Source organism: Agromyces sp. NPDC056389 (genome assembly GCF_042262385.1).
Taxonomy (GTDB): domain Bacteria; phylum Actinomycetota; class Actinomycetes; order Actinomycetales; family Microbacteriaceae; genus Agromyces.
This window is the reverse complement of the sequence record NZ_JBHJPN010000002.1, coordinates 563,452-585,413: the sequence shown is the minus strand read 5'-3', so window position 1 is coordinate 585,413 and position 21,962 is coordinate 563,452. Positions and strand designations below refer to the sequence as shown.

Genomic DNA, 21,962 nt, shown 5'->3' with positions numbered 1-21,962 from the left:
GGAATCCGAGTCCGAGCGATCATCGACGAGTGCCTCCACCACTCCTCCCTGCTCGTGTTCTACGGTGGGCGGGTGGGGGAGAACACCGTTCAGAGAACGCTCGTCGCCGTCTTCGTGGTGGGCACGCGACCCGAGGCGATCAAGATGCTGCCGGTCATCCGCGCCTTCCGAGAGAGCAGCCGTTTCGGTGCGTTCGTCGTCTCGACGGGGCAGCACGCGGAGCTCGTCGCGGACGTACTCGCCCTCGGCGGAATCGAGCCCGACGTGACCTTCGCGCGGGCGGCGCCGGGGCGTGGCCTCAACCAGCTCTTCGCCGACGTGCTCGGCGGCATGAGCGGGGTCTTCGAGGCATTCGGGCCCACCCGTGAGACGAATTACGGTGCACCGCCAGAGGGGTTTCCGGTCGCGTGCTTCGTACACGGTGACACCTCCAGCGCTGCGGCAGCGGCGCTGGCGGCATTCCACACGAGGGTGCCGGTCGTGCACGTCGAGGCCGGACTGCGAACGGATGACACGCTCTCGCCGTTTCCCGAGGAGCTGAACCGCCAGCTCATCTCGCGCATCGCGGCGCTCCATCTCGCCCCGACTTTCCGGAACGAGCAGAACCTGATCCTCGAGGGGATCGACGAGGGGCGCATCTTCGTGAGCGGCAACACCGCGATCGACACGCTGTTCTTCGCTGCCTCGCTCGACGTGCCCTACGGGGTGGCGGGGCTCGACGATCTCGAAGACGACGTCACGACGCGCGTCGTGGTGGTGACCGCGCACCGGCGGGAGAACTGGGGCGATCCGCTCGAGCGCATCGCGGGCGCGGTCGCGACACTCGCCGAGGCGTATCCCGACGTGCGATTCGTCGTGCCGCTCCATCCGAATCCGGCGGTGCAGGAGGTGCTGCGTCGCCACCTGGCACCGCACGCGAACGCATCGCTGGTGGCGTCGATGGGCTACGCCGGATTCTCACGCCTGCTCGGTCGCGCCGCATTCGTCATCAGCGATTCGGGGGGCATCCAGGAGGAGGCGCCGGCACTCGGAAAGCCCGTGCTGGTGCTGCGGGAGACCACTGAGCGCCAGGAGGGCGTCGAGGCGGGCACCGTCGAACTCGTGGGCTCCGACTCCGAGCGCATCGTCTCCAGCGCCTCGCGCCTGCTCGACGACCCGAGGGAGTACGCCCGGCGCTCCGCCCGCTCCAACCCGTACGGAGACGGGCACGCGGCCGAACGGATCCGCGCGCTCAGCGAGCACATCGTGTTCGGCGGGCGGGCTCCGCAGCAGTTCGGCGCGGGCATCGATCGGATGGGCGTGCTGCGAGCGGCGGGATACCTCGAGGATCCAGCCGACGGGTTGGGCGAGCTGTACCACGACGGCGTCGCCGACGGCCTCGGCGGTGTTGCGGGTGCTTGAGCCGGTCGTCTGGAGCGAGCTGTTCGCCGGGGTGCCGGTCGCCTTCCAGGTGCTCTTCTGGATCGCGCTGACCCTGACGGTGATCTCCTTCGTCTCGATCACGGGCCTGGCCATCGCCGGCTTCCGGTACCGCCGGGGCCGTCGGCGACGGATCCCCGAAGGTGCGCCCGGCGAAGACGACTTCCTCTGGGTCTTCGTGGTGCCGGCACTCGACGAGGAGGTGACGATCGCCGACAGCGTGGCTCGGCTCCTCGACGCCGAAGCGCATCGCGCGGTCATCCTGGTCGTCGATGACGGTTCGACCGACCGAACGGGTGAGATCCTGCGCGGCATCGACGACCCGCGCCTTCGAGTGCTGACCCGCACCGCGCCGAACGCGCGCCGCGGCAAGGCGGCGGCCCTCAACGAGGCGTATCGGCACATCCGAGACGAGCTGCTGACCGAGCCGGGATTCAGCGGGATCGCCGAGGATCGGGTGATCGTCGGCATCATCGACGCCGACGGCCGCCTCGAACGGCATGCGCCGGACCGGGTCGCCTGGCACTTCGCCGACCCGCTCACGGCCGGGGTGCAGGTGCTCGTGCGCATCTACAACGCGAACCGGTTCCTGACCTGGGCGCAGGACGTGGAGTTCTCGTCGTTCGGGTTCGTCTACCAGGCCGGTCGCGCGTCGTGGGGGACGGCGAACATGGGCGGCAACGGTCAGTTCAACCGGCTCTCGGCGCTCACCTCGATCGCGGTCGACGACGGGCCCTGGCGCGACCGCCTCACGGAGGATCAGGACCTGGGCGTGCGTCTCATCCAGGCCGGTTGGCGCGGCGCGCAGGAGAACGGCGCCGCCATCGACCAACAGGGCGTTCCCGCGCTCCGGCGGCTCTATCGGCAACGCGTGCGCTGGGCGCAGGGCGGCTGGCAGGCGCTCGGACTGATCGGCGGATCCACTCGCCTCGAGCAGGGGATGATCGCGAGGATCGACGCCGTGCACTACCTGCTGACACCGGTGCTCATCTCGATCGCCGGGCTCGACTTCTTCGCCACGATCGTGTTGGCCGTCGCGCTGCAGGTGCCGATCATCCCGGCGTCGTTGACGGTCCTCCTGCTCTTCCTGACGCTCGGCTTCGGTCCCGGCTTCATCACGCTCTTCCTGCGGGGTCGAGGCGTTCGAGGCTTCCTGCTCGCGCTCGTGGAGACGGTGCCGTACGCGGCCTACACGTGGATCGTGTTCCCCGTCTTCCTCTCCGCGCTCGTGCGGCACTGGACTGGTCGGACGAGCTGGGCGAAGACCGCACGCGAGGCGATCGATTCCGGCCTGCCCGAACCGGTCGACCCGCTCACGGCCGAACAGGTGGAGCCGGAGGGTTCGGGCGACATCGCGGGTCGGGCCGCACGATGAGTACGACCCGGGTCAGGTGAGCCGATCGAGGCGCCGGAGGATGAGCCCCTCGCGGAGCGCCCACGGCGACACCTCGAGCTCGTCGACGCCGAAGGCGCGCATCGTCTCGGAGAGCACGACGGCGCCGGCCACGATCTGGAACGTGCGGTCGGCCGTGATGCCGGGCAGTGCCGGCCGCGCGTCGGCGGGGATGCGCGCGAGGCGGGGCGTCCAGTCGTCGAGGCCCTCGCGGGTCAGGATGCTGCGCTCGGTGTCGCCGAATCCGTCTTCGACGCTGCCGGCGAGCCGGGCGAGCGAACGGATCGTCTTCGAGGAGCCGACGACGTGGTTCGGCGACGGCAGCGACTTGAACGGTTCGACGGCTTCGGCGAGCACCGCGCGCGTGTGGGCGCGGAGGCGCGCGACCTGTTCGGGCGAGGGCGGGTCGTCGGGCAGGAACGAGATCGTGGAGCGCCCGGCCCCGAGGGGGAGCGATCGCGCGACATCCGGCACCTCGTCGATGCCCTGCGCGAGCTCGAGGGAACCGCCGCCGATGTCGAAGAGCAGCAGGCGCCCTGCCGACCAGCCGTACCAGCGGCGCACGGCGAGATAGGTGAGGCGCGACTCGTCGTCGCCTGAGAGCACTTGCAGTCGCACGCCCGTTTCGCGCTCGATGAGATCGAGCACGGCCTCGCCGTTCGCGGCCTCGCGGATGGCGGAGGTCGCGAAGGCGAGCAGCTCCTCGATGCCGGCATCGCGAGCAGCGGATGCCGCGCCGCCCACGGCGGTGAGGATGGCGGCGACACCCTCGTCGCTGATGGCGCCGTCGGGCTCGAGGTACCGCATGAGCCGCAGCACCGACTTGTGCGAGGCTGTCGGTATGGGGCGTGCGCCGGGGTGCGCTTCGACGACCAACAAGTGCACCGTGTTGGAACCGACGTCGAGGACTCCGAGGCGCATGCTGCGAGCGTAACGGTTTTCGTGCATACTGATGCGACTGGGACGATCGTCCCACTTCAGTCGTCGAAGGTGTCGAAAGGAGTCGCATGGCCCGCATCCCCGCTTCAGAACGGCGTGCCGCGCTCGTACAGGCGGCACTCCGCGTCGTGTCCCAGCGCGGAATCGCACATGCAACCACGCGTGCGATCGTCGCAGAGGCCGGCATGTCGCTCGCGAGCTTCCACTACGCGTTCGACTCTCGCGACGAGCTCATCGACGAGCTCATCACGACGGTCGTCGCCAGAGAGCAGGAGGCGGTGCTGCCCGACGACCTCCAGGGTCACGACATCCGCGACATGCTCGAGGCGGGCTTGCTGCGCTACTTCGAGCACCTCCGCGGCGATCCCGAGCACGAGCAGGCGATGCTCGAGCTCACGCAGTACGCGCTGCGCTCGCCCGAGCGGCATCCGCTCGCCGTCGCGCAGTACGACAAGTACACCGAGCTCGGAGCGCGGTCGCTCGCGGCTGCGGCCGAACTCGCGGGCGTCGTCTGGACCACTCCGGTCGAGCAGGTCGCGCGCGTGCTCATCGCCTTCACCGACGGGCTCACCCTCACGTGGCTCGTCACCCGCGACGACGACGTCGCACGAGCGGTCGCACACGCGGCCGCCGACGCCCTTTCGAGAATGGCCGAGCCCCGATGACGAGCCTCGATTCCGCGCCGCACCAGGCGCAGCCGACGACCGCCGCGCTCGGCGAGCCGGTCCGCCGCGTCTCCGCCGGCTGGATCGCCTCGTTCGCGACGGTCTGGCTCGGCATTTGGATGGCGCAGCTCACGCCCGTGCAGCTGCTGCTGCCGGCGCAGATCGACGCCCAGCTCAAGCCCGACAACTGGGTCGACAGCGTCGTCGCGTTCGGCATCATCTCGGGCATCGCCGCGATCGCCACGATCATCGCCTACCCGCTGACCGGAGCGCTCTCCGACCGCACGACGTCCCGATTCGGCCGTCGTCGCCCGTGGATCGCGATCGGTGCCGTCGTCTTCGGCCTCTCGCTCGTGACGCTCGGCCAGCAGACCGAGATCTGGGCCATCGGGGCGACGTGGGTCGCGGCATCCGTCGGCTTCTGCATCATGACCGCCGCGCTCACGGCGACGATCTCCGACCAGGTGCCCGTGAACCAGCGCGGCTTCGTCTCCGGCTGGATGTCGGCACCGCAAGCGGTCGGCATCATCGTGGGGCTCGTGCTCGTGACCGAGCTCGTCACCGACGCCTCGCTCGGCTACATCCTGCTCGCGGTGATCCTCGTCGTGCTGGCGGTGCCGTTCCTGTTCCGCGCCGACCAGCCGCTCGCGCCGACCGAGCGCGTCCGCGTCACCGCCAGGGGCATCCTCAGCGGCTTCTGGATCAACCCGCGCAAGCACCCCGACTTCGGCTGGACCCTGCTCAGCCGGGTGCTCGTCTCGGTCGGCAACGCGCTCGGCACGAGCCTGCTCCTGTACTTCCTGATGTTCCAGCTGAAGGACGAGAACGCCGAAGACGACCTCATCGTGCTCACGCTCATCTACATGGTGTTCGTGATCCTCGCCTCGCTCATCCTCGGCAAGCTCTCCGACAAGCTCGGACGCCGGAAGCTCTTCGTCTTCATCGCCTCGGGGCTGCAGGGCGTCGCCGCGCTCATGCTCGGCCTCTTCCCCGACCTCACGGTCGCGATGGTCGGTGCCGGGCTCCTCGGCCTCGGCTACGGCTGCTTCCTCTCCGTCGACCAGGCGCTCGCCACCCAGGTGCTGCCCGACGCCGCATCCCGCGGGAAAGACCTCGGAATCATGAACATCGCCTCGGCCGTGCCGCAGGCGATCGCCCCGATGATCGGTGCCGCCGCGGTCGTGGTCTCGGGCTCGTTCATGCTCGTCTTCCTGCTGGGAGCCGCGTTCTCGTTCGCCGGCGCGTTCGCCGTCGCCCGGGTGCGGAGCGTGCGCTGATGACGATCGACCTCCGCAAGACCGGTTCGCCGGCATCGGATGCCTCCGAGTGGCTGCGACCCGAGCGGTACTGGCCATCGCTGACCGCCGCGACCGCCCACCTCGACGCTCCCGTCGGCGTGCTCCATCTCGGGGCGCTGCGACACAACGCGCTCGACATGCTGCGCCGAGCGCACGGCACGCCGATCCGCGTGGCCTCGAAGTCGCTGCGCGTGCGCGGCGTCGTCGAGGCGCTGCTCGCCATGCCGGGCTACCACGGGGTGCTCGCGTACACGCTCGCCGAGGCGCTCTGGCTCGCCGAGACGGTCGACGACGTGGTGGTCGGCTACCCGACCGCCGAGCGGGCGGCCATCCGCCGGCTCGCGAGCGACCCCGAGCTCGCGAAGCGCGTGACGCTCATGGTCGATTCGCCGGCGCAGCTCGATCTCGTCGACGCGGTGCTGCCGCCCGGCAAGCGCGAGTCGATCCGCGTGTGCCTCGAACTCGACGCCTCGTGGAACGCACCGCTCCTCGGGCACCTCGGCGTGCGCCGCTCGCCGGTGCACGCACCCGAGGACGCCGCCGCGCTCGCCGCGTACATCGTGAAGCGCCCGGGCTTCGAACTCGTCGGCATGATGGCCTACGAGGCGCAGATCGCCGGTGTCGTGAACCAGCCCGCCGGTCGACCGATCGACGGCGCCGTGAACCGCTGGATGCAGTCGCGCTCGATGCCCGAACTGCGCGAGCGCCGCGGCCGCGCAGTGGCCGCCGTTCGTGAGATCGTCGAGCTCGAATTCGTCAACGGAGGCGGCACCGGCTCGCTCGAAGCGACCGCGGCCGACACCTCCGTGACCGAGATCGCGGCTGGATCCGGCATCTTCGGTGGTCACCTCTTCGACGGCTACCAGCATTTCACCCCGGCGCCGGCGGCCGCATGGGCGCTCGACATCGTGCGCCGCCCGAGTCGCGACCACGCGACGATCCTCGGCGGCGGCTGGGTCGCCTCGGGCCCGCCCGCCGTCGACCGGCTGCCGAAGATCGTGTGGCCCGAGGGCCTCGTGATGGAATCGCGTGAGATGGCGGGAGAGGTGCAGACCCCCGTGAGCGGCGAGGCCGCCCGTCGCATGAAGGTCGGAGACCGCGTCTGGCTCCGCCACACGAAGTCGGGCGAGCTGGCCGAACACCTGAACGAGTTCGCCCTGGTCGATGCGGGCGAAGTCGTCGACACCATCCCGACGTATCGGGGAGAAGGGAAGGCGTTCCTGTGACCGTTGCGGGAGCCATCTGGCATGTGAGTACGGGTCGTCTCGGCATGGAGGTGCACCTGTGACCGCGACGGGAGCCGTCTGGCGCAACTGGGGTCGCACGGAATCGGTGCGGCCCCTTCGTGTGGAGCGTCCGGCGTCGGCCGAGGCGGTGCAACGGGCGGTCGCGTCCGCCGCGGCCTCCGGCCTGGCGATCAAGCCCGTCGGCTCCGGCCACAGCTTCACCGGCATCGCGGTCGCACCGGGCGTGCAGCTCGACATGACCGGTGTCTCCGGCGTCCTCGATGCGGATGTCGGGGCCGCTCGTGTCACGCTCGGTGCCGGCACCCGGCTGCACGAACTGCCCGAGCTGCTCGCGCCCTACGGCCTCGCACTCGCCAACATGGGCGACATCGATCGGCAGACCATCTCGGGCGCGACCTCGACCGGCACGCACGGCACCGGCCTCGGCTTCGGCGGCCTCGCCACGCAGATCGTCGCCGCCCGGCTCGTGACCGGCACGGGCGAGCTCATCACCGTGAGCGAGACCGAGCGCCCCGAGCTGCTGCCCGCCGTGCGTCTCGGCCTCGGTGCACTCGGCGTGCTCGTCGACGTGACGCTGCAGCTCGTGCCGCGGTACGTGCTGCACGCCGTCGAGAAGCCCGAGCCGCTCGGGGACGTGCTCGACGGGTGGGAGGAGCGCGTGCGCGGCGCCGACCACTTCGAGTTCTACTGGTTCCCGCACACCGAGGCGGCCCTGACGAAGACGAACACGCGCCTGCCGGGCGATGCGCCTCGGCGTCCGCTCGGGCGCCTCTCGCGCTGGGTCGACGACGAGCTCCTGGCGAACGGCGCGTACCGCGGCGTCTGCGCCCTCGGCACCGTCGCGCCGGGAGTCGTGCCGGCGTTCGCTCGCCAGGTCGAGAAGCTCACGGGCGACCGCGACTTCGCCGACTTCTCGCCGAAGGTGTACATCACGAACCGCACGGTGCGGTTCCGTGAGATGGAGTACGCGGTTCCGCTCGAGGCCGTGCCCGCCGCGATGCGCGAGGTGCGCGAGCTGATCGAGCGGAAGGGCTGGCGCATCAGCTTCCCGATCGAGGTGCGGGCCGCGGCATCCGATGACAACTGGCTCTCGACCGCCCACGGCCGCGAGTCGGGCTACATCGCCGTGCACCGCTACTTCCGCGAGGACCCGACCGAGTACTTCGCCGCGGTCGAGGCGATCATGCGCGGCTACGGCGGCCGACCGCACTGGGGCAAGATGCACACGCGCGACGCCGAGTCGCTGCGGGAGGTCTACCCGCGCTTCGACGACTTCCTGCGGGTGCGCGACGAGCTCGACCCCGAGCGCCGCTTCGCGAACCCGTATCTCGACCGGGTGCTCGGCGCCTAGGTCGCCGACCAGACGAGGGGCGGATGCCGCGGGGCATCCGCCCCTCGTTCGTGCGCGCCCGCCGTGCCCGCCTGCAGAGCGTCAGGCCGTGCGGCGGCGCAGCGTGATCGAACCGAGCACGATCGACCCGACGATCCACGCCACGATCACGAGGATCTTCGCCGTGATCCACGCGGCGCTCTCCGAATCGGCGGCGACGGCCTGCAGGGCGTCGATCGCGAAGCTCAGCGGCAGCCACTCGCTGATCACTTCGAGGGCTTCGGGCAGTTGGTCGCGCGGGATGAAGATGCCGCCGAGGAGGATCTGCGGGAAGACGATGAGCGGCATGAACTGCACCACCTGGAACTCGGAGCGCGCGAACGCGCTCGCGAGCAGGCCGAGGGCGGTGCCGAGCAGCGCGTCGGCCACGGCGACGGCGAAGAGCAGCCAGATCGAGCCCTCGATCTCGAGCCCGCAGACCCACACGGCGAACGAGACGGCGATGGCCGTCTGGAACACCGCCAGCAGGCCGAAGGCGAGGGCGTAGCCGAGGATGAAGTCGCCCTTGCCCATCGGCATCGAGAGGAGCCGTTCGAGCGTGCCGCTCCGGCGTTCCCTGAGCGTCGAGATGCTCGTCACGAGGAACATCACGATGAACGGGAAGAGCGCGATCATCGCCGGGCCGATGTCGGTGAAGTAGTCGGTGTCGACGAAGATCCACGCGACGAGGCCGATGAGCAGGCTCGGCACCACGAGGAGCAACGCGACGGTGCGGTGGTCGTGGCGGATCTGGCCGAGCACGCGCCCGGCGGTCGCGAAGGTGCGGGTGAGGTTCATCGCTGCGACTCCGTCTCGCTCGTGGGCCGCAGATCGGGTTCGCCGCGTTCGATGAGGCGCAGGAACGCCTGCTCGACGTCGTCGGTGCCGGTGATCTGGAGCACGCCCTGCACGGTGTCGTCGGCGAGCAAGGCGCCGTCACGGAGGAGCAGCAGGCGGTCGCAGCGCTTGGCCTCGTCCATGACGTGACTCGAGATGAGGAGCGTCGTGCCGTCGTCGGCGAGGCTGCGGAACAGCGCCCAGAGTTCGACGCGGAGCACGGGGTCGAGGCCGACGGTGGGCTCGTCGAGCACGAGCACCTCGGGCTCGCCGAGCAACGCCGCGGCGAGCGAGACCCGACTGCGCTGTCCGCCCGAGAGCGAGCCGACGAGTCGGCCGGCGACCGAGCCGAGGTCGGTGCGCTCGATGACGCGGTCGATGTCGGATGCCGGTGCGCCGATGACGCGGCGGAAGTAGGCGAGGTTCTGCCGCACCGAGAGGTCGTCGTACACGCTCGCCTGCTGGGTGACGTAGCCCATGCGGGTGCGGAGGGCCCGGCTGCCCGCCGGCAGGCCCAGCACCTCGATCGTGCCCGACTTCACGATCTGCACGCCGACGATCGCTCGCATGAGGGTCGTCTTGCCGCTGCCGCTCGGGCCCAGCAGCCCGATGATGCGACCGCGCGGCACGGCGAGGGAGAGCCGGTCGAGCACGGGCGTTCCGCCGCGGACGACCGTCAGGTCCTGCACGATGACCGCGGCCCCGGGCGCTGCGCCGGACACGGACCCCGCGGCATCCGAGTTATTCATCATGTGACGAATCTTTCGCCGCCTCAGCTGCGCTGTCAAGCGAATCCGGACTCCCGGTCAAGTGCCATTGCACGGCCGGGCCGACCCGGCGCACGAGTTCGTCGATGTCAGCCGACGCGACGGGTTCGAATTCGAGCACGTACCGCACCATGATGACCCCGACGAGCTGCGAGGCCGCGAGTTCGGCCCTGAGCTCGGCGTCGTCGGCGTCGCCCAGTGCGGTGGCGATGCGCTGCATGATCTCGTGGCGGAGGAACTCGCGAAGCATGCGGGCGACGGGCCCCTGTCCGATCGCCGATCGGAGCGCCGCGACGGCGGCGGGTCGCACCGCGCCGGAGTCCCATGCCGTGAGCACCGCGCGCACCAGGCGCCCCCCGAGCTCGTCGATCGGGGCGGCGAGCGCCTCGCGCACGATCCGCTCGGGGCGCAGCGGCACCTCGACGACCTCGGCGACGAGCGCCTGCTTGCCGTCGAAGTAGTGGTGCACGAGCGCCGGGTCGACCTCCGCCCGGCGCGCGATCGCCCGCATCGAGGCGGCCTCGTACCCGTGCTCGGCGAATTCGGCGGTCGCGGCGGCGAGGATGCGCGACCGCGTGTCGCCCGCGTTCGCTCCGCGGGGACGGCCGCGCCGACGGCGCTCCGAGTGCTCGGTCACAGCCTGAGCCTATGCCCGGAGAACGCCCTCCGGTTCCTCCGAGTCTCATGGGAAGCACAGCTCACGCGGAGGCTCGCTCGGTACACTGGATCCACACAGCAACCGTGCTCAGAGCGCTTAGGAGTCCGTGCCATGGAATGGCTCATCCCCGTCATCATCGTCGTCGCGCTCGTGGTGATCATCGGCATCTACCTCTGGGCAACGTACAACTCCCTCGTCACGCTGAACGTGCGCGTCGATGAGGCGTGGAGCGACATCACGGTGCAGCTGAAGCGCCGTGCCGACCTGATTCCGAACCTCATCGAGGCGGTCAAGGGCTACGCGGCGCATGAGAAGTCGGTGTTCGAGTCCGTCACCCAGGCGCGAGCCGAGACGCTGTCGGCTCAGGGCCCCGCAGAGGCCGGTGCTGCCGAGAACCACATGCAGCAGGCGCTGAAGTCGATCTTCGCCGTCGCCGAGGCGTACCCCCAGCTGCAGGCCAGCCAGAACTTCCTCCAGCTGCAGTCCGAGCTCGTCGACACCGAAGACAAGATCCAGGCCTCGCGCCGGTTCTACAACGGCGGCGTGCGTGAGCTCAACACGAAGATCAAGGTGTTCCCGAACACCCTGTTCGTGCGCAACCTCGGGTTCCACGAGCGCGACTTCTTCGAGGTCACGGAGCCGGCGGCGATCGCCGAGCCCCCGCGCGTGCAGTTCTAAGGGCCGGCGTTGTACCGCGCGATCGCGAAGAACAAGCGCAACACCGTCTTCATCGTCCTGTTCTTCCTCGCCATCATCGGCGGGTTGGGCTGGCTGGCGGCCGTCATCTATCAAGACGTCACCATCGTGGTGGTGACGCTCGTGATCGCGACCGCCTACGCGCTGTTCCAGTACTTCACGGCCGACCGACAGGCGCTGTCGATGTCGGGCGCGGTCGAGCTGCACTCCAAGGCCGACCACCCGAGGCTCTGGCGCACGGTCGAGAACCTCTCGATCACGACCGGCACCCCGATGCCGCGCGTATTCGTGATCTCCGACCCCGCACCGAACGCCTTCGCCACCGGCCGTGACCCCGAGCACGCCGTCGTCGCCGCGACCACGGGCCTGCTCGAGATCATGGACGACGCCGAGCTCGAGGGCGTCATGGCTCACGAGCTCGGGCATGTGCGCAACTACGACATCCGCCTCTCGATGGTCGTGTTCGGCCTCGTCGTGGCGGTCGGCTTCATCTCGGACATGCTCGTGCGCATGGCCTTCTTCGGCCGCGGCAACAACAACAGCAATCCGATCGTCATGATCTTCGGTCTCGTCGCGATGCTCATCGCACCGCTCGTCGCGAGCCTCGTGCAGCTCGCCGTGTCTCGCCAGCGCGAGTACCTCGCTGATGCCACGGGAGCGATGACGACCCGTCACCCCGACGCGCTCGCCCGAGCGCTCCTGAAGCTCGAGACCTACGGCCGGCCCATGAAGCGGCAGAACTCGTCGATGGCCCACCTCTGGATCGCCGACCCGCTGAAGCCCGGCCTGATGGACAAGCTCTTCGCCACCCACCCGCCGATCACCGACCGCGTCAAGCGGCTCGAAGAGATGGGCGGCGCCTTCTAGGCGTTCGAGGCGGACAGGCGCTCCAGGCGACCGCTCAGTGAGTTCAGGCGCTCAGGCCGTGGCTCGGAGTTCGGCGGCGAGAGCCGGGGAGAGGTCGCCCCGCCCGGTCACGCTCACCTCGCCGAGCCCCTGCCAGGTGGCCGCACGCTGCAGCACCGGCACGAGCCGCGCTGCAGTCTCGGCCGGAGCACCGGGCTCGCTCCACGCCGATTGCACTCGGAGGATGCCGGCCTGCCGATCGCTCTTCAGGTCGACCCGCCCGACGACGCGGTCGTCGATGAGCACGGGCAGCGAGTAATAGCCGAACTTGCGGTCGGGCTCGGGCGTGTAGATCTCGATGCGATAGTGGAAGTCGAAGAGCCGCTCGGTGCGCGGCCGGAACCACACGACGGGGTCGAACGGCGAGAGCACCGCCGCCGTCTCGATGCGGCGCGGCCGCTTCGCGTCGCGGTGCAGCCAGGCCGGTATCTGGCGGGACCCGGTCTTCCACCCCGGAACCTCGACCGGCAGCAGCACCCCGGCCTCTTCGAGCTCGGTGATCGCCTGCCGCACGGGCGCGCGCTTCATGCGCCAGTAGTCGGCGAGGTCTGCTTCGGTCGCGATGCCCTGAGCGGATGCCGCGAGTCCCACGAGCTCGCGCACGGCGTCGGCCTCGGTCGGGGCGGTGCCGAGCAGCTCGCCCGGCAGCGCCTGCTCGGGCAACGCGTAGACGCGCTCGAAGCGGCGCCGCTCGACGCACACGACGTCGCCAGTGCGGAACATCATCTCGAGTGTGCGCTTGACGTCGGACCAGCCCCACCACGGGCCGCGCCGTTCGTTGGCGTCGTGCTCGATCTCACTCGCCCGCATGGGGCCGTTCGCGGCGAGCTCGGCCCTGAGCCACTCGGCCAATGGGGCGTCTTGGGAGACCCACCCGCCCCAGTCGCTGCCGTTCGCCCGGAACGCCGCGCGGCGGAAGTCGAAGAGCGGCCAGAGCTCGCGCGGGATGAAGGCGGCCTGGTGCGCCCAGTACTCGACCATGCGCCCGCGGCGGCCCGTGGTGATGCGATCGAGTGCGGTGCGGTCGTAGGCTCCGACCCGGCTGAACGCGGGCAGGTAGTGGCTGCGTTCGAACACGTTGACCGAGTCGATCTGCAAGAGGGCGAGCCGGTCGATGACGCCGTTGACGGCGCGGGTGCCGGGCGCCTCGGGCAGCGGGCGCGCGAATCCCTGCGCGGCGAGTGCGATGCGGCGAGCGAGGGCGGGGCTGACGACGTCGACCATGATGCCTCGACGATAGCGGGGACGACCGACACCGACGCGCGACCCGGATGCGCGGCATCCGCAGGCCCATGCCGCCCCGTTCATACGCCGCACCTAGACTGGAGCGATGACGGACTCCACGGGGCGGAAACGGGGCCGGTTGTCGCGGGGTGCGACGGACACGCAGACTCCGGCGCAGCAGGCGGAGTCCGCTCCGCGCGAGGTGACCGACAGCATCCCCTTCGGGGTGAGGCTCGCCGCAGGCTGGTCGTGGCGACTGCTGCTCATCGGCGGCGTGCTCGCGGTCGTCGTCTTCCTGATCATCCAGTTGCGGCTGATCGTCATCCCGATCCTCGTCGCCGTGCTCATCGGTGCGCTGCTGGTGCCGTTCTCGGGCCTGCTGCAGCGGCACCGCTGGCCGAAATGGCTCGCCGTCACCACGGCCATGCTCTCGGCGCTCATCGTCGTCGGCGGGCTGCTCACGCTCGGCATCACGCAGATCGTGCGCGGCTCCGACGAGCTCGCCGCGCAATCGCTCGTGGCGTGGGAGAAGTTCCGCGAGTGGCTGCTCGAAGGTCCGTTCCACATCACCGAGTCCCAGCTGAACGACTGGGTCGATCAGATCATCCAGTCGGTGCAACAGGACACCGGCGTGCTCGTCAGCGGCGCGCTCTCGCTCAGCTCGAGCCTCGGCCACTTCCTCGCGGGCATGCTGCTCGCCCTCTTCGCGACGCTCTTCATCCTGATCGACGGCCGCGGCATCTGGAACTGGATCGTCGGCATCTTCCCGCGCCGCGGGCGCGCCGCCATCGACGGCGCGGGTCAGGCCGGATGGACGACGCTGCAGAACTTCGTGAAGGTGCAGATCCTCGTTGCGACGATCGACGCCATCGGCATCGGCCTCGGAGCGTTCTTCCTCGGAGTGCCGCTCGCGGTGCCGATCGCGATCCTCGTCTTCCTCGGCTCGTTCATCCCGATCGTCGGCGCGGTCGCCACGGGAGCGCTCGCCGTCTTCGTCGCGCTCGTCTACAACGGACCGGTGATCGCCCTCATCATGCTCGGCATCGTGCTGCTCGTGCAGCAGGTCGAGGGCCACGTGCTGCAGCCGCTCATCATGGGCACCGCCGTCAAGGTGCACCCGCTCGGCGTCGTCGTCGCGGTCGCGACCGGTTCGCTCCTCGCAGGCATCCCCGGTGCGCTCTTCGCGGTGCCCGTCGCCGCGGTCGTGAACGTCATGATCCTCTCGGTCGCGAGCGGTGCCTGGAAGAACGACACGGCTCCCCAGCCGCCGCCCCGTTCGGCGCTCTGGCGCACGGTGCCGCAACGCCCCGGCTACAAACGAGGAGAATGAACGAGTTGACGACCACGACCACGATCGCAGGACCGAGCCTCGCCGACTTCGAGCGCGCGCGAGGCGTGGTCTCCGCCGTCGCCCGGCAGACGCCGATGGAGTCGTCGCGGTTCCTCGCCGACCTGCTCGGCGTGCCCGTGCACCTCAAGTGCGAGAACCTGCAGCGCACGGGATCGTACAAGCTGCGCGGCGCCTACCACCGCATCGCGGCGCTGACCGAGTCCGAGCGCGCCCGCGGCGTCGTCGCGGCCTCGGCCGGCAACCACGCCCAGGGCGTGGCATTCGCCGCGCGCGAGCTCGGCATCAGCGCCACGATCTTCATGCCCGTGGGCGTCGCGCTCCCGAAGCTCGAGGCGACCCGTGCCTACGGTGCAGAGGTCGTGCTCCGCGGCGACTCGGTCGGCGAGACGCTCGAAGCCGCGGCGGCGTACGCCGACGAGACCGGCGCGGTCATCATCCCGCCGTTCGACCACCCCGACGTGATCGCCGGGCAGGGCACGCTCGGACTCGAGATCCTCGAGCAGGCGCCCGACGTCGCCACGATCGTGGTTCCCATCGGCGGAGGCGGACTCGCCGCCGGCATCGCGAGCGCCGCGAAGCAGCGCGCCGCACAGCTCGGGCGCACGATCCGCATCGTCGGCGTGCAGGCCGAGAACGCCGCGCCCTACGTGGCATCACTCGCAGCGGGCTCGCCGCAGCGGGTGCCGGTCGTGCCGACGATCGCCGACGGCATCGCCGTCTACCGACCGGGCGAGTTGAACTTCGAGATCATCCGCGAGGCGATCGACGAGATCGTCACCGTCTCCGAAGACGACATCGCGCGGGCGCTCCTGGTGCTGCTCGAGCGGGCGAAGCTCGTCGTCGAGCCCGCCGGTGCGGTCTCGGTCGCCGCGATCATGACCGGCCAGATCACGTCCGACGGCCCGGTCGTCGCGATGCTCTCGGGCGGCAACATCGACCCGCTGCTCATGCAGCGGGTGATCGCACACGGGCTCGCGGCATCCGATCGCTATCTCACGCTCCGCATCGGCATGCCCGATCGTCCGGGTCAGCTCGCCCGCATCGCCGAGCTGCTCGCCGAGGCGAACGCCAACGTCATCGAAGTGCTGCACACGCGGCACGGGTCAGGGCTGCAGATCTCGGAGGTCGAGCTCAAGCTCTCCATCGAGACGCGCGGCCCCGAGCACCGGGCCGAGGTCGTCGAGGTGCTGCGACGTGCCGGCTACGAACCGGTCGTCGACAACGACTGACCGCCGGCACGGCGCTCCCGATGCCGGCGGTGGTCACGCGCAGAGTCCTCGGGCCTACTGGCCGCCCCAGGTCTCGACGCTCGTGATCTCGACGGCGATCTCGCGGCCGTTCGGCGCGGTGTAGCTGGTCTTCTCGCCGACCTTCAGGCCGAGGATCGCAGCGCCGAGCGGGCTCTGCGTGCTCCAGACGTCGAGCTCGGAGTCTCCGGCGATCTCACGGCTGCCGATGAGGAACGTCTCTTCGTCGCCCGCGATGATCGCGGTGATGACGGTGCCAGCCTCGACGACGCCCGACGACTGCGGCGCGTCGCCGACCTCGGCGGTGCGGAGCAGCTCCTTCAGCTGACGGATGCGGGCCTCCATCTTGCCCTGCTCGTCTTTGGCCGCGTGGTAGCCGCCGTTCTCCTTGAGGTCGCCCTCCTCGCGCGCGGCCTCGATGCGCTTGGCGATCTCTTCGCGGCCGTGGGTGGAGAGGTGCTCGAGTTCCGCTGCCAGGCGGTCGTAGGCCTCCTGGGTGAGCCAGGTGGCGGTGACGTCCTGCGCCATGATGCACACTCCCGTGTATGAGGACCCGTGCGACGGGTACTCGGTCTGTTCGTTGGTTCGGTCGACTTCACGCCGTATAGACGTGTCGCCCCGACGGATGTCGGAGCGAATGCCCCATGTTAGGTGAGCCAGCAGCCGTAAATCAAACCGGTGTTCGCCTCCTGGGCGACCCGCACGGTCTCGGTGAGGCTGCGCAGGTGCCGATCGGACGCCGGAACCTCGATGATCTTCCAGCCCACGACCGTGAAGTCCTCGTTGAAGGCCTGCACGGCGCACGCGGTCTCGTTGCCGGGCGGGACCGACAGGGTCCAGGTGACCTCCACGGCGCGGTTCTCGTTCATGAGTCGGTGGCCCGTGTCGGTGACCTCGATCTGCGGCTTCTGGCCGTCGAGGCCGGCCCAGAGCACCCACGCGACGAGCACGATCGCGAACGCGATGGCGCCCCCGATGAGCAGCATCCGATCGCGAGTGCGGTGCGAGCGGGTGCGCCCGTATCGCGCGTCGAGCACGTCGTTCGTGGGCGCTGTGCTCGGCGGCGCTTCGTTCCGGGGCGCGGTCACCGCAGGCTCCTTCGAGGTCGATCGTCTAGGCTTGGATTCAAGCCTAACGCGCCCGGCGCAGGCCGAAGCTCGCCAGTGCAAGCTGATCAAGTGCACGCGTGAAAGAGAGTCCGATGCTCGTCGTTCCAGCCCTGACCTTCCTGGCGGAAGACGAGGAGTTCGACCCCAACACGGTGACGCCCGGCATCTGGGGCTTCGTCATCACGTTCCTCATCATGGTCGTGGTGCTCCTGCTCGTGCTCGACATGGTGCGCCGCATCCGTCGCACGAACTACCGCATCGAGGTGCGCGAGCAGCTCGAGGCCGAGGCGCGCGATGCCGAGATCGCCGAGGCCGACGGCCAGGTGACGGATGCCTCGGGCACCCTGCCGCCCGCCGAACCCGGTTCGACCGACGACGGGCCCGACGAGGCATCCGCTCGCTGACGAGCCTCAGCCCACGTGGTAGACGGGCGCGATCGCGATGAGCAGCGTCGCCGTCCAGTGGCACATGAACGCGAGCACCGTGCAGGTGTGGAAGATCTCGTGGAACCCGAAGACCCCGGGCCACGGGTTCGGCTTCTTGAGGCCGTAGACGATGGCGCCGCCCGTGTAGAGCAGCCCGCCGACGATGACGAGCACCATCATCGCCGCGTTCGCCGCGAGCAGATCGCCGAGGTACATCACGGCCGCCCAACCGAGCAGCAGGTAGAGCGCGACGTAGAGCCAACGCGGTGCGCCGATCCAGAACACGCGGAAGCCGATGCCCGCGAGCGCCCCGGCCCAGACGACGCCGAGCAGCAGCCAGCCCTTGTCGGGCGGCAGGGCGAGCACGGCGAGCGGCGTGTAGGTGCCCGCGATCAGCAGGAAGATGTTGGCGTGGTCGATGCGCTTCAGGACGAGCTTCGTCTTCGGCTTCCAGTTGAAGCGGTGGTAGAGCGCCGAGTTGCCGAAGAGCAGCATCGAGGAGAGCACGAAGACCGCCGACGCCCACTTCGCCGGTGCGCCCTCTGCGAGCACGATGAGCACGATGCCGGCCGCGATCGTCACCGGGAAGGTGCCGGCGTGGATCCAGCCGCGCCACGTGGGCTTGACCTCTTCGGGGTGCGCGAGCGAATCGTCGAGCAGCGGGATGTTCGGCAGGTCGGGGCCGTGCTCGCTCCGCGAGACGGCCAGGTCGCCCGGGTCCTCCGTCGCGACGGGGCGGGAGAGTTCGTCCACTGCATCGTGTGATGCGCGCCGGCGCTTCGAGGTCATGCTCACAGCGTAGGACCTCGCCGGTCACGACCGGCTGTGAGTGTCGGATGCACCTTGGGGGTAGCGTAGTCCCGTGCAGACGAGCGATCAGCCCCTCGGTCGCGGCCTCCTCTACCGCCTCTATCAGAACCGGCTCCGGCGCGGACTCGATCCCGAGGCCATGCCGCGCCACGTTGCGATGATCATCGACGGCAACCGTCGATGGGCGAAGCAGCTCGGCTACGACACCGCGGCCCACGGCCACCGTGCCGGTGCGGCGAAGATGCGCGAGTTCCTCGAGTGGTGCGACGACGCCGGCATCAAGACGGTCACGCTGTACCTGCTCTCGAGCGACAACCTCGGCAACCGCCCCTCGGCCGAACTGGCCGACCTCATCGAGATCATCGCCGAGCTCGCCGAGGAGCTCTCGCACTACCGCGACTGGCGTGTGCAGCACGTCGGGTCGGATGCCGGTCTCCCCGAGCCCCTCGTCGCTGCGCTCGACGCGGCGGAGCACCGCACCGCCGACAAGCACGGCCTGCACGTCAACCTCGCGGTCGGCTACGGCGGCCGCAAGGAGATCACCGATGCGATGCGCTCGATCGTCGCCGAGCATCACGCAGAGGGGCGGAGCCTCGACGACCTCGCCGAACGGCTGACGCCCGACCTCATCGGCCAGCACCTCTACACGGGCGGCCAGCCCGACCCCGACCTCGTCATCCGAACCTCGGGCGAGCAGCGGCTCAGCGACTTCATGCTCTGGCAGTCGGCGCACAGCGAGTTCTACTTCGTCGAGGCCCTCGGCCCCGACCTCCGCAAGGTCGACTTCCTGCGGGCCCTCCGCGACTACACGAAGCGTCATCGCCGATTCGGCGGATGACTCGCGACATCCTCGTCTGCGAGACTATGCGCGCCGAACATCTCCGCCTCGATGAAGGGGGCACCTCCACGTGACCATCGACGATTTCATTGCCGGATTCACCCAGGAACCCGGGTACCTCGACTACGGTCGGGTCGGGCCGCTCTCGACGGCTGCCGCCGAGGAGTCGCTCGTCTTCACCCAGGTGCTGCAGCGCGCCCGCCACGGCAGCCTCGACGAGATCCGCGAGCAAGACGGCCGGGTGCGGGCGGCGGCCTCGGCGGTCACCGGATTCCCGGCCGACCAGATCGTCTTCGAGCCCAACACGACGACCGGCATCATGCACGCGATGTTCGGCCTCACGGGCGGCGTGCTGCTATCGGCTGACGAGTTCCCGAGCCTGCCCATCGCCGCGGTGCGCGCCCAGGAGGCGCTGCACACCGTGCAGCCCGTGTGGCTCGAGACCGACCACGGCAAGGTGACGCCCGGCCAGATCCGCGAGCAGCTCGAGTCGAACGTCGCCGCCGTCGCGGTGAGCCTCGTCGACTCGCGTTCGGGGTACCTCTGCGACATCGAGGGCATCCGGCAGGTCATCGGCGACCGCCTGCTGATCGTCGACGCCATCCAGGGCTTCGGTGTCGTCGACGCGCCGTGGGAGGTCGCCGACGTCGTGCTGACCGGTGGGCAGAAGTGGTGCCGTGCCGGCTGGGGCACGGGGTTCATGGCCCTGTCGCCGCGCGCACTCGATCAACTGACCCCCGTGTTCTCGGGCTTCACCGGCACCGAGGAGGACGAGCCGTGGGGCGAGGTGCCCCCGCCCGCTCCCGACGCGCGCGCCTACCGGGTGTCGAACCCCGACCCGCTCGCCGAGGCCAGGTTCGCCGCGAGTCTCGAGGAGATCGCCGGCGTCGGCGTCGGCGCGATCAACTCCGCGATGGCCGAGCGGGTCAGCCAGACCATCGAGCTCGCCGACGAGTTCGCGATCGCCGTCGTCTCCTCGCGCGACGAACGCGAGCGCGCCGGCATCGTCGTGCTCGAACCGCCGACCGAGCAGGTGACCCTGCTCACTGCGTCGCTGCACAACCACGGCGTCACGGCGACGATGCGGCAGGGGCGGATCCGGTTGTCGGTGCACGCCGCGACCTCCGACGAGACGCTCGAGATGCTGCGCGCGGCGTTCGTCTCGTACGGCACCGCGGCGTCGTACTGAGCGGGCCGCAGAGGGCCGCGGCATCCGCTCGCAGGTGAACGGCATGTGTCGCCCCGCGTGTCGCTCATGCCGATTCGACGGCACCGTCGTAGCGTCTGTGGCATCGGACAAGTCGTCCGATCGAGTCGGCTCGTGAACCGCTCGTGGGAGGATCACCGCCGACGCGGAATGCCGAGCTGAAGCTCGGGGCGGGAGCTGGCGTGTCACTCTCTACCTCCAAGTCGACCGATCTCGCGGCGGGTGCCGCAGCAGCACAGCAGGAGCGCACGTATGTGCTCGACACCTCGGTGCTGCTCTCCGATCCGAAGGCCCTGTTCCGCTTCGACGAGCATGCGGTCGTGCTGCCCGTCGTCGTGATCACAGAGCTCGAGGCGAAGCGGAACGACCCCGAGATCGGCTACTTCGCCCGTCAGGCACTGCGCATCCTCGATGAGCTGCGCGTCGAGCACGAGCGTCTCGACTTCCCGATCACCGTCGGCGACGGCGGGTCGCTCCGCGTCGAGCTGAACCACAGCGACCAGAGCGTGCTGCCGTCGGGGCTGCGGCTCTCCGACAACGACTCCCGCATCCTCGCGTGCGCGCTGAACCTCGCCAACGACGGGCTCGCCGTCACGGTCGTCTCGAAGGACCTGCCCCTCCGTGTGAAGGCCGCATCCATCGGCCTCGACGCCGCGGAGTACCGGCACGAGCTCGCGATCGACTCGGGCTGGAACGGCATGGCGGAGCTCGACCTCGGCTCCAACGACATGGCGAAGCTCTACGAGCACGAGCACCTGACGGTGGGCACCGACCTGGAGCAGCCGATCAACACCGGACTCGTCATCCACTCCGATCGCGGCTCGGCGCTCGGCCGGGTCGTGGGGGAGCGGGAGGTGCGACTCGTGCGCGGCGATCGCGAGGTCTTCGGCCTGCACGGGCGATCGGCCGAACAGCGGCTCGCGATCGACCTGCTGCTCGACCCCGAGATCGGCATCCTCTCACTCGGCGGCCGGGCCGGCACCGGCAAGTCGGCCCTTGCCCTGTGCGCGGGCCTCGAGGCGGTGCTCGAACGGCAGCAGCACAAGAAGATCATGGTGTTCCGCCCGCTCTACGCGGTGGGCGGCCAGGAGCTCGGCTACCTGCCGGGCGACCAGGGCGAGAAGATGAACCCGTGGGGTCAGGCCGTGTTCGACACGCTCGGCTCGGTCGTCTCCGACAACGTGCTCGAAGAGGTGATCGATCGCGGCATCCTCGAGGTGCTGCCGCTCACGCACATCCGCGGGCGCTCGCTGCACGACGCGTTCGTGATCGTCGATGAGGCCCAGTCGCTCGAGCGGAACGTGCTGCTCACGGTGCTCTCGCGCATCGGGCAGAACTCGCGCGTCGTGCTCACCCACGACGTGGCCCAGCGCGACAACCTGCGCGTCGGCCGGCACGACGGCGTCGCGAGCGTGATCGAGACGCTGAAGGGGCATCCGCTCTTCGCCCACATCACGCTCACCCGCTCGGAGCGCTCGGCGATCGCGGCGCTCGTCGCCGAGATGCTCGACGGGCACGAGCTGGCCTAGTCGACGAACGGCACGCGCGGGCCCCGGG

The 21,962-nt window shown here is 69.8% G+C and carries 22 protein-coding genes; 14 read left to right on the top strand and 8 right to left on the bottom strand.

Annotated features, from left to right (window positions below; all coding sequences use genetic code 11):
• Positions 1–72: 72 nt before the first annotated feature.
• Positions 73–1,401, top strand: a complete 1,329-nt coding sequence (gene wecB, locus ACFCVM_RS15690; protein ID WP_375837504.1) for a non-hydrolyzing UDP-N-acetylglucosamine 2-epimerase — start codon at positions 73–75, stop codon at positions 1,399–1,401.
• On the top strand, positions 1,394–2,794 hold the full coding sequence (locus ACFCVM_RS15685) for a glycosyltransferase family 2 protein (protein WP_375837502.1): 1,401 nt from the start codon (positions 1,394–1,396) through the stop codon (positions 2,792–2,794). The genes wecB and ACFCVM_RS15685 overlap by 8 nt, the downstream gene beginning before the upstream one ends.
• A 12-nt stretch (positions 2,795–2,806) precedes the next feature.
• On the opposite strand, the gene ACFCVM_RS15680 is transcribed toward ACFCVM_RS15685, so the two are convergent.
• On the bottom strand, positions 2,807–3,733 hold the full coding sequence (locus ACFCVM_RS15680; protein WP_375837501.1) for a Ppx/GppA phosphatase family protein: 927 nt from the start codon (positions 3,731–3,733) through the stop codon (positions 2,807–2,809).
• A gap of 86 nt (positions 3,734–3,819) precedes the next feature.
• On the opposite strand from ACFCVM_RS15680, the gene ACFCVM_RS15675 reads away from it, so the two are divergent.
• From ACFCVM_RS15675 to ACFCVM_RS15660, 4 genes are read left to right on the top strand one after another with little or no spacing between them, the layout of a single operon-like run.
• Positions 3,820–4,416, top strand: coding sequence for a TetR/AcrR family transcriptional regulator (locus ACFCVM_RS15675; protein WP_375837499.1), 597 nt, complete (start codon positions 3,820–3,822; stop codon positions 4,414–4,416).
• Positions 4,413–5,693: an MFS transporter gene (locus tag ACFCVM_RS15670; RefSeq protein WP_375837498.1), complete on the top strand. Its 1,281-nt coding sequence runs from the start codon at positions 4,413–4,415 to the stop codon at positions 5,691–5,693. The genes ACFCVM_RS15675 and ACFCVM_RS15670 overlap by 4 nt, the downstream gene beginning before the upstream one ends.
• Positions 5,693–6,940, top strand: coding sequence for an amino acid deaminase/aldolase (locus ACFCVM_RS15665; protein ID WP_375837496.1), 1,248 nt, complete (start codon positions 5,693–5,695; stop codon positions 6,938–6,940). Before ACFCVM_RS15670 ends, ACFCVM_RS15665 begins: the two co-directional genes overlap by 1 nt.
• Before the next feature lie 58 nt (positions 6,941–6,998).
• Entirely contained in the window at positions 6,999–8,312 is a 1,314-nt protein-coding gene (locus ACFCVM_RS15660) for a D-arabinono-1,4-lactone oxidase (RefSeq protein WP_375837495.1), read from the top strand.
• Positions 8,313–8,393: 81 nt separating this feature from the next.
• On the opposite strand, the gene ACFCVM_RS15655 is transcribed toward ACFCVM_RS15660, so the two are convergent.
• Genes ACFCVM_RS15655 through ACFCVM_RS15645 form a run of 3 tightly spaced genes read right to left on the bottom strand, consistent with a single transcriptional unit; the run spans position 8,394 to position 10,571 of the window.
• Complete coding sequence (locus ACFCVM_RS15655) at positions 8,394–9,128, bottom strand: ABC transporter permease (protein WP_375837494.1); 735 nt, start codon at positions 9,126–9,128, stop codon at positions 8,394–8,396.
• The gene (locus ACFCVM_RS15650; RefSeq protein ID WP_375837643.1) at positions 9,125–9,916 is read right to left on the bottom strand and encodes an ABC transporter ATP-binding protein; all 792 of its coding nucleotides are present in this window, start codon (positions 9,914–9,916) and stop codon (positions 9,125–9,127) included. Before ACFCVM_RS15650 ends, ACFCVM_RS15655 begins: the two co-directional genes overlap by 4 nt.
• The gene (locus ACFCVM_RS15645; protein WP_375837492.1) at positions 9,909–10,571 is read right to left on the bottom strand and encodes a TetR family transcriptional regulator; all 663 of its coding nucleotides are present in this window, start codon (positions 10,569–10,571) and stop codon (positions 9,909–9,911) included. The genes ACFCVM_RS15650 and ACFCVM_RS15645 overlap by 8 nt, the downstream gene beginning before the upstream one ends.
• Positions 10,572–10,703: 132 nt before the next feature.
• Here ACFCVM_RS15645 and ACFCVM_RS15640 point away from each other — a divergent pair, with 132 nt between their 5' ends.
• A complete protein-coding gene (locus ACFCVM_RS15640; RefSeq protein ID WP_375837490.1) occupies positions 10,704–11,270 on the top strand; it encodes a LemA family protein in 567 nt (188 codons plus the stop codon).
• Between the two features lie 9 nt (positions 11,271–11,279).
• Positions 11,280–12,155: a M48 family metalloprotease gene (locus ACFCVM_RS15635; protein WP_375837489.1), complete on the top strand. Its 876-nt coding sequence runs from the start codon at positions 11,280–11,282 to the stop codon at positions 12,153–12,155.
• A 51-nt stretch (positions 12,156–12,206) separates the two neighbouring features.
• On the opposite strand, the gene ACFCVM_RS15630 is transcribed toward ACFCVM_RS15635, so the two are convergent.
• Positions 12,207–13,418, bottom strand: coding sequence for a winged helix-turn-helix domain-containing protein (locus tag ACFCVM_RS15630; protein WP_375837488.1), 1,212 nt, complete (start codon positions 13,416–13,418; stop codon positions 12,207–12,209).
• A 106-nt stretch (positions 13,419–13,524) separates the two neighbouring features.
• Between ACFCVM_RS15630 and ACFCVM_RS15625 the strand changes: the two genes are divergently transcribed.
• Positions 13,525–14,748: an AI-2E family transporter gene (locus tag ACFCVM_RS15625; protein ID WP_375837487.1), complete on the top strand. Its 1,224-nt coding sequence runs from the start codon at positions 13,525–13,527 to the stop codon at positions 14,746–14,748.
• On the top strand, positions 14,745–15,998 hold the full coding sequence (gene ilvA / locus ACFCVM_RS15620) for a threonine ammonia-lyase (protein ID WP_375837486.1): 1,254 nt from the start codon (positions 14,745–14,747) through the stop codon (positions 15,996–15,998). The genes ACFCVM_RS15625 and ilvA overlap by 4 nt, the downstream gene beginning before the upstream one ends.
• 54 nt (positions 15,999–16,052) lie before the next feature.
• On the opposite strand, the gene greA is transcribed toward ilvA, so the two are convergent.
• On the bottom strand, positions 16,053–16,544 hold the full coding sequence (gene greA, locus ACFCVM_RS15615) for a transcription elongation factor GreA (protein WP_375837485.1): 492 nt from the start codon (positions 16,542–16,544) through the stop codon (positions 16,053–16,055).
• A 119-nt stretch (positions 16,545–16,663) separates the two neighbouring features.
• Positions 16,664–17,104 (bottom strand): DUF4307 domain-containing protein, encoded by a 441-nt coding sequence (locus tag ACFCVM_RS15610; protein WP_375837484.1) that lies wholly within the window; start codon positions 17,102–17,104, stop codon positions 16,664–16,666.
• A gap of 113 nt (positions 17,105–17,217) precedes the next feature.
• On the opposite strand from ACFCVM_RS15610, the gene ACFCVM_RS15605 reads away from it, so the two are divergent.
• The gene (locus ACFCVM_RS15605; RefSeq protein WP_375837482.1) at positions 17,218–17,529 is read left to right on the top strand and encodes a hypothetical protein; all 312 of its coding nucleotides are present in this window, start codon (positions 17,218–17,220) and stop codon (positions 17,527–17,529) included.
• Positions 17,530–17,535: 6 nt separating this feature from the next.
• On the opposite strand, the gene ACFCVM_RS15600 is transcribed toward ACFCVM_RS15605, so the two are convergent.
• Positions 17,536–18,339, bottom strand: a complete 804-nt coding sequence (locus tag ACFCVM_RS15600) for a hemolysin III family protein (RefSeq protein WP_375837481.1) — start codon at positions 18,337–18,339, stop codon at positions 17,536–17,538.
• Between the two features lie 73 nt (positions 18,340–18,412).
• Between ACFCVM_RS15600 and ACFCVM_RS15595 the strand changes: the two genes are divergently transcribed.
• The 3 genes from ACFCVM_RS15595 (at position 18,413) to ACFCVM_RS15585 (ending at position 21,934) form a co-directional block, all read left to right on the top strand.
• On the top strand, positions 18,413–19,198 hold the full coding sequence (locus ACFCVM_RS15595; RefSeq protein WP_375837479.1) for an isoprenyl transferase: 786 nt from the start codon (positions 18,413–18,415) through the stop codon (positions 19,196–19,198).
• A 70-nt stretch (positions 19,199–19,268) separates the two neighbouring features.
• Entirely contained in the window at positions 19,269–20,387 is a 1,119-nt protein-coding gene (locus ACFCVM_RS15590; RefSeq protein ID WP_375837478.1) for an aminotransferase class V-fold PLP-dependent enzyme, read from the top strand.
• A 200-nt stretch (positions 20,388–20,587) separates the two neighbouring features.
• On the top strand, positions 20,588–21,934 hold the full coding sequence (locus tag ACFCVM_RS15585; protein ID WP_375837476.1) for a PhoH family protein: 1,347 nt from the start codon (positions 20,588–20,590) through the stop codon (positions 21,932–21,934).
• Positions 21,935–21,962: the final 28 nt, after the last annotated feature.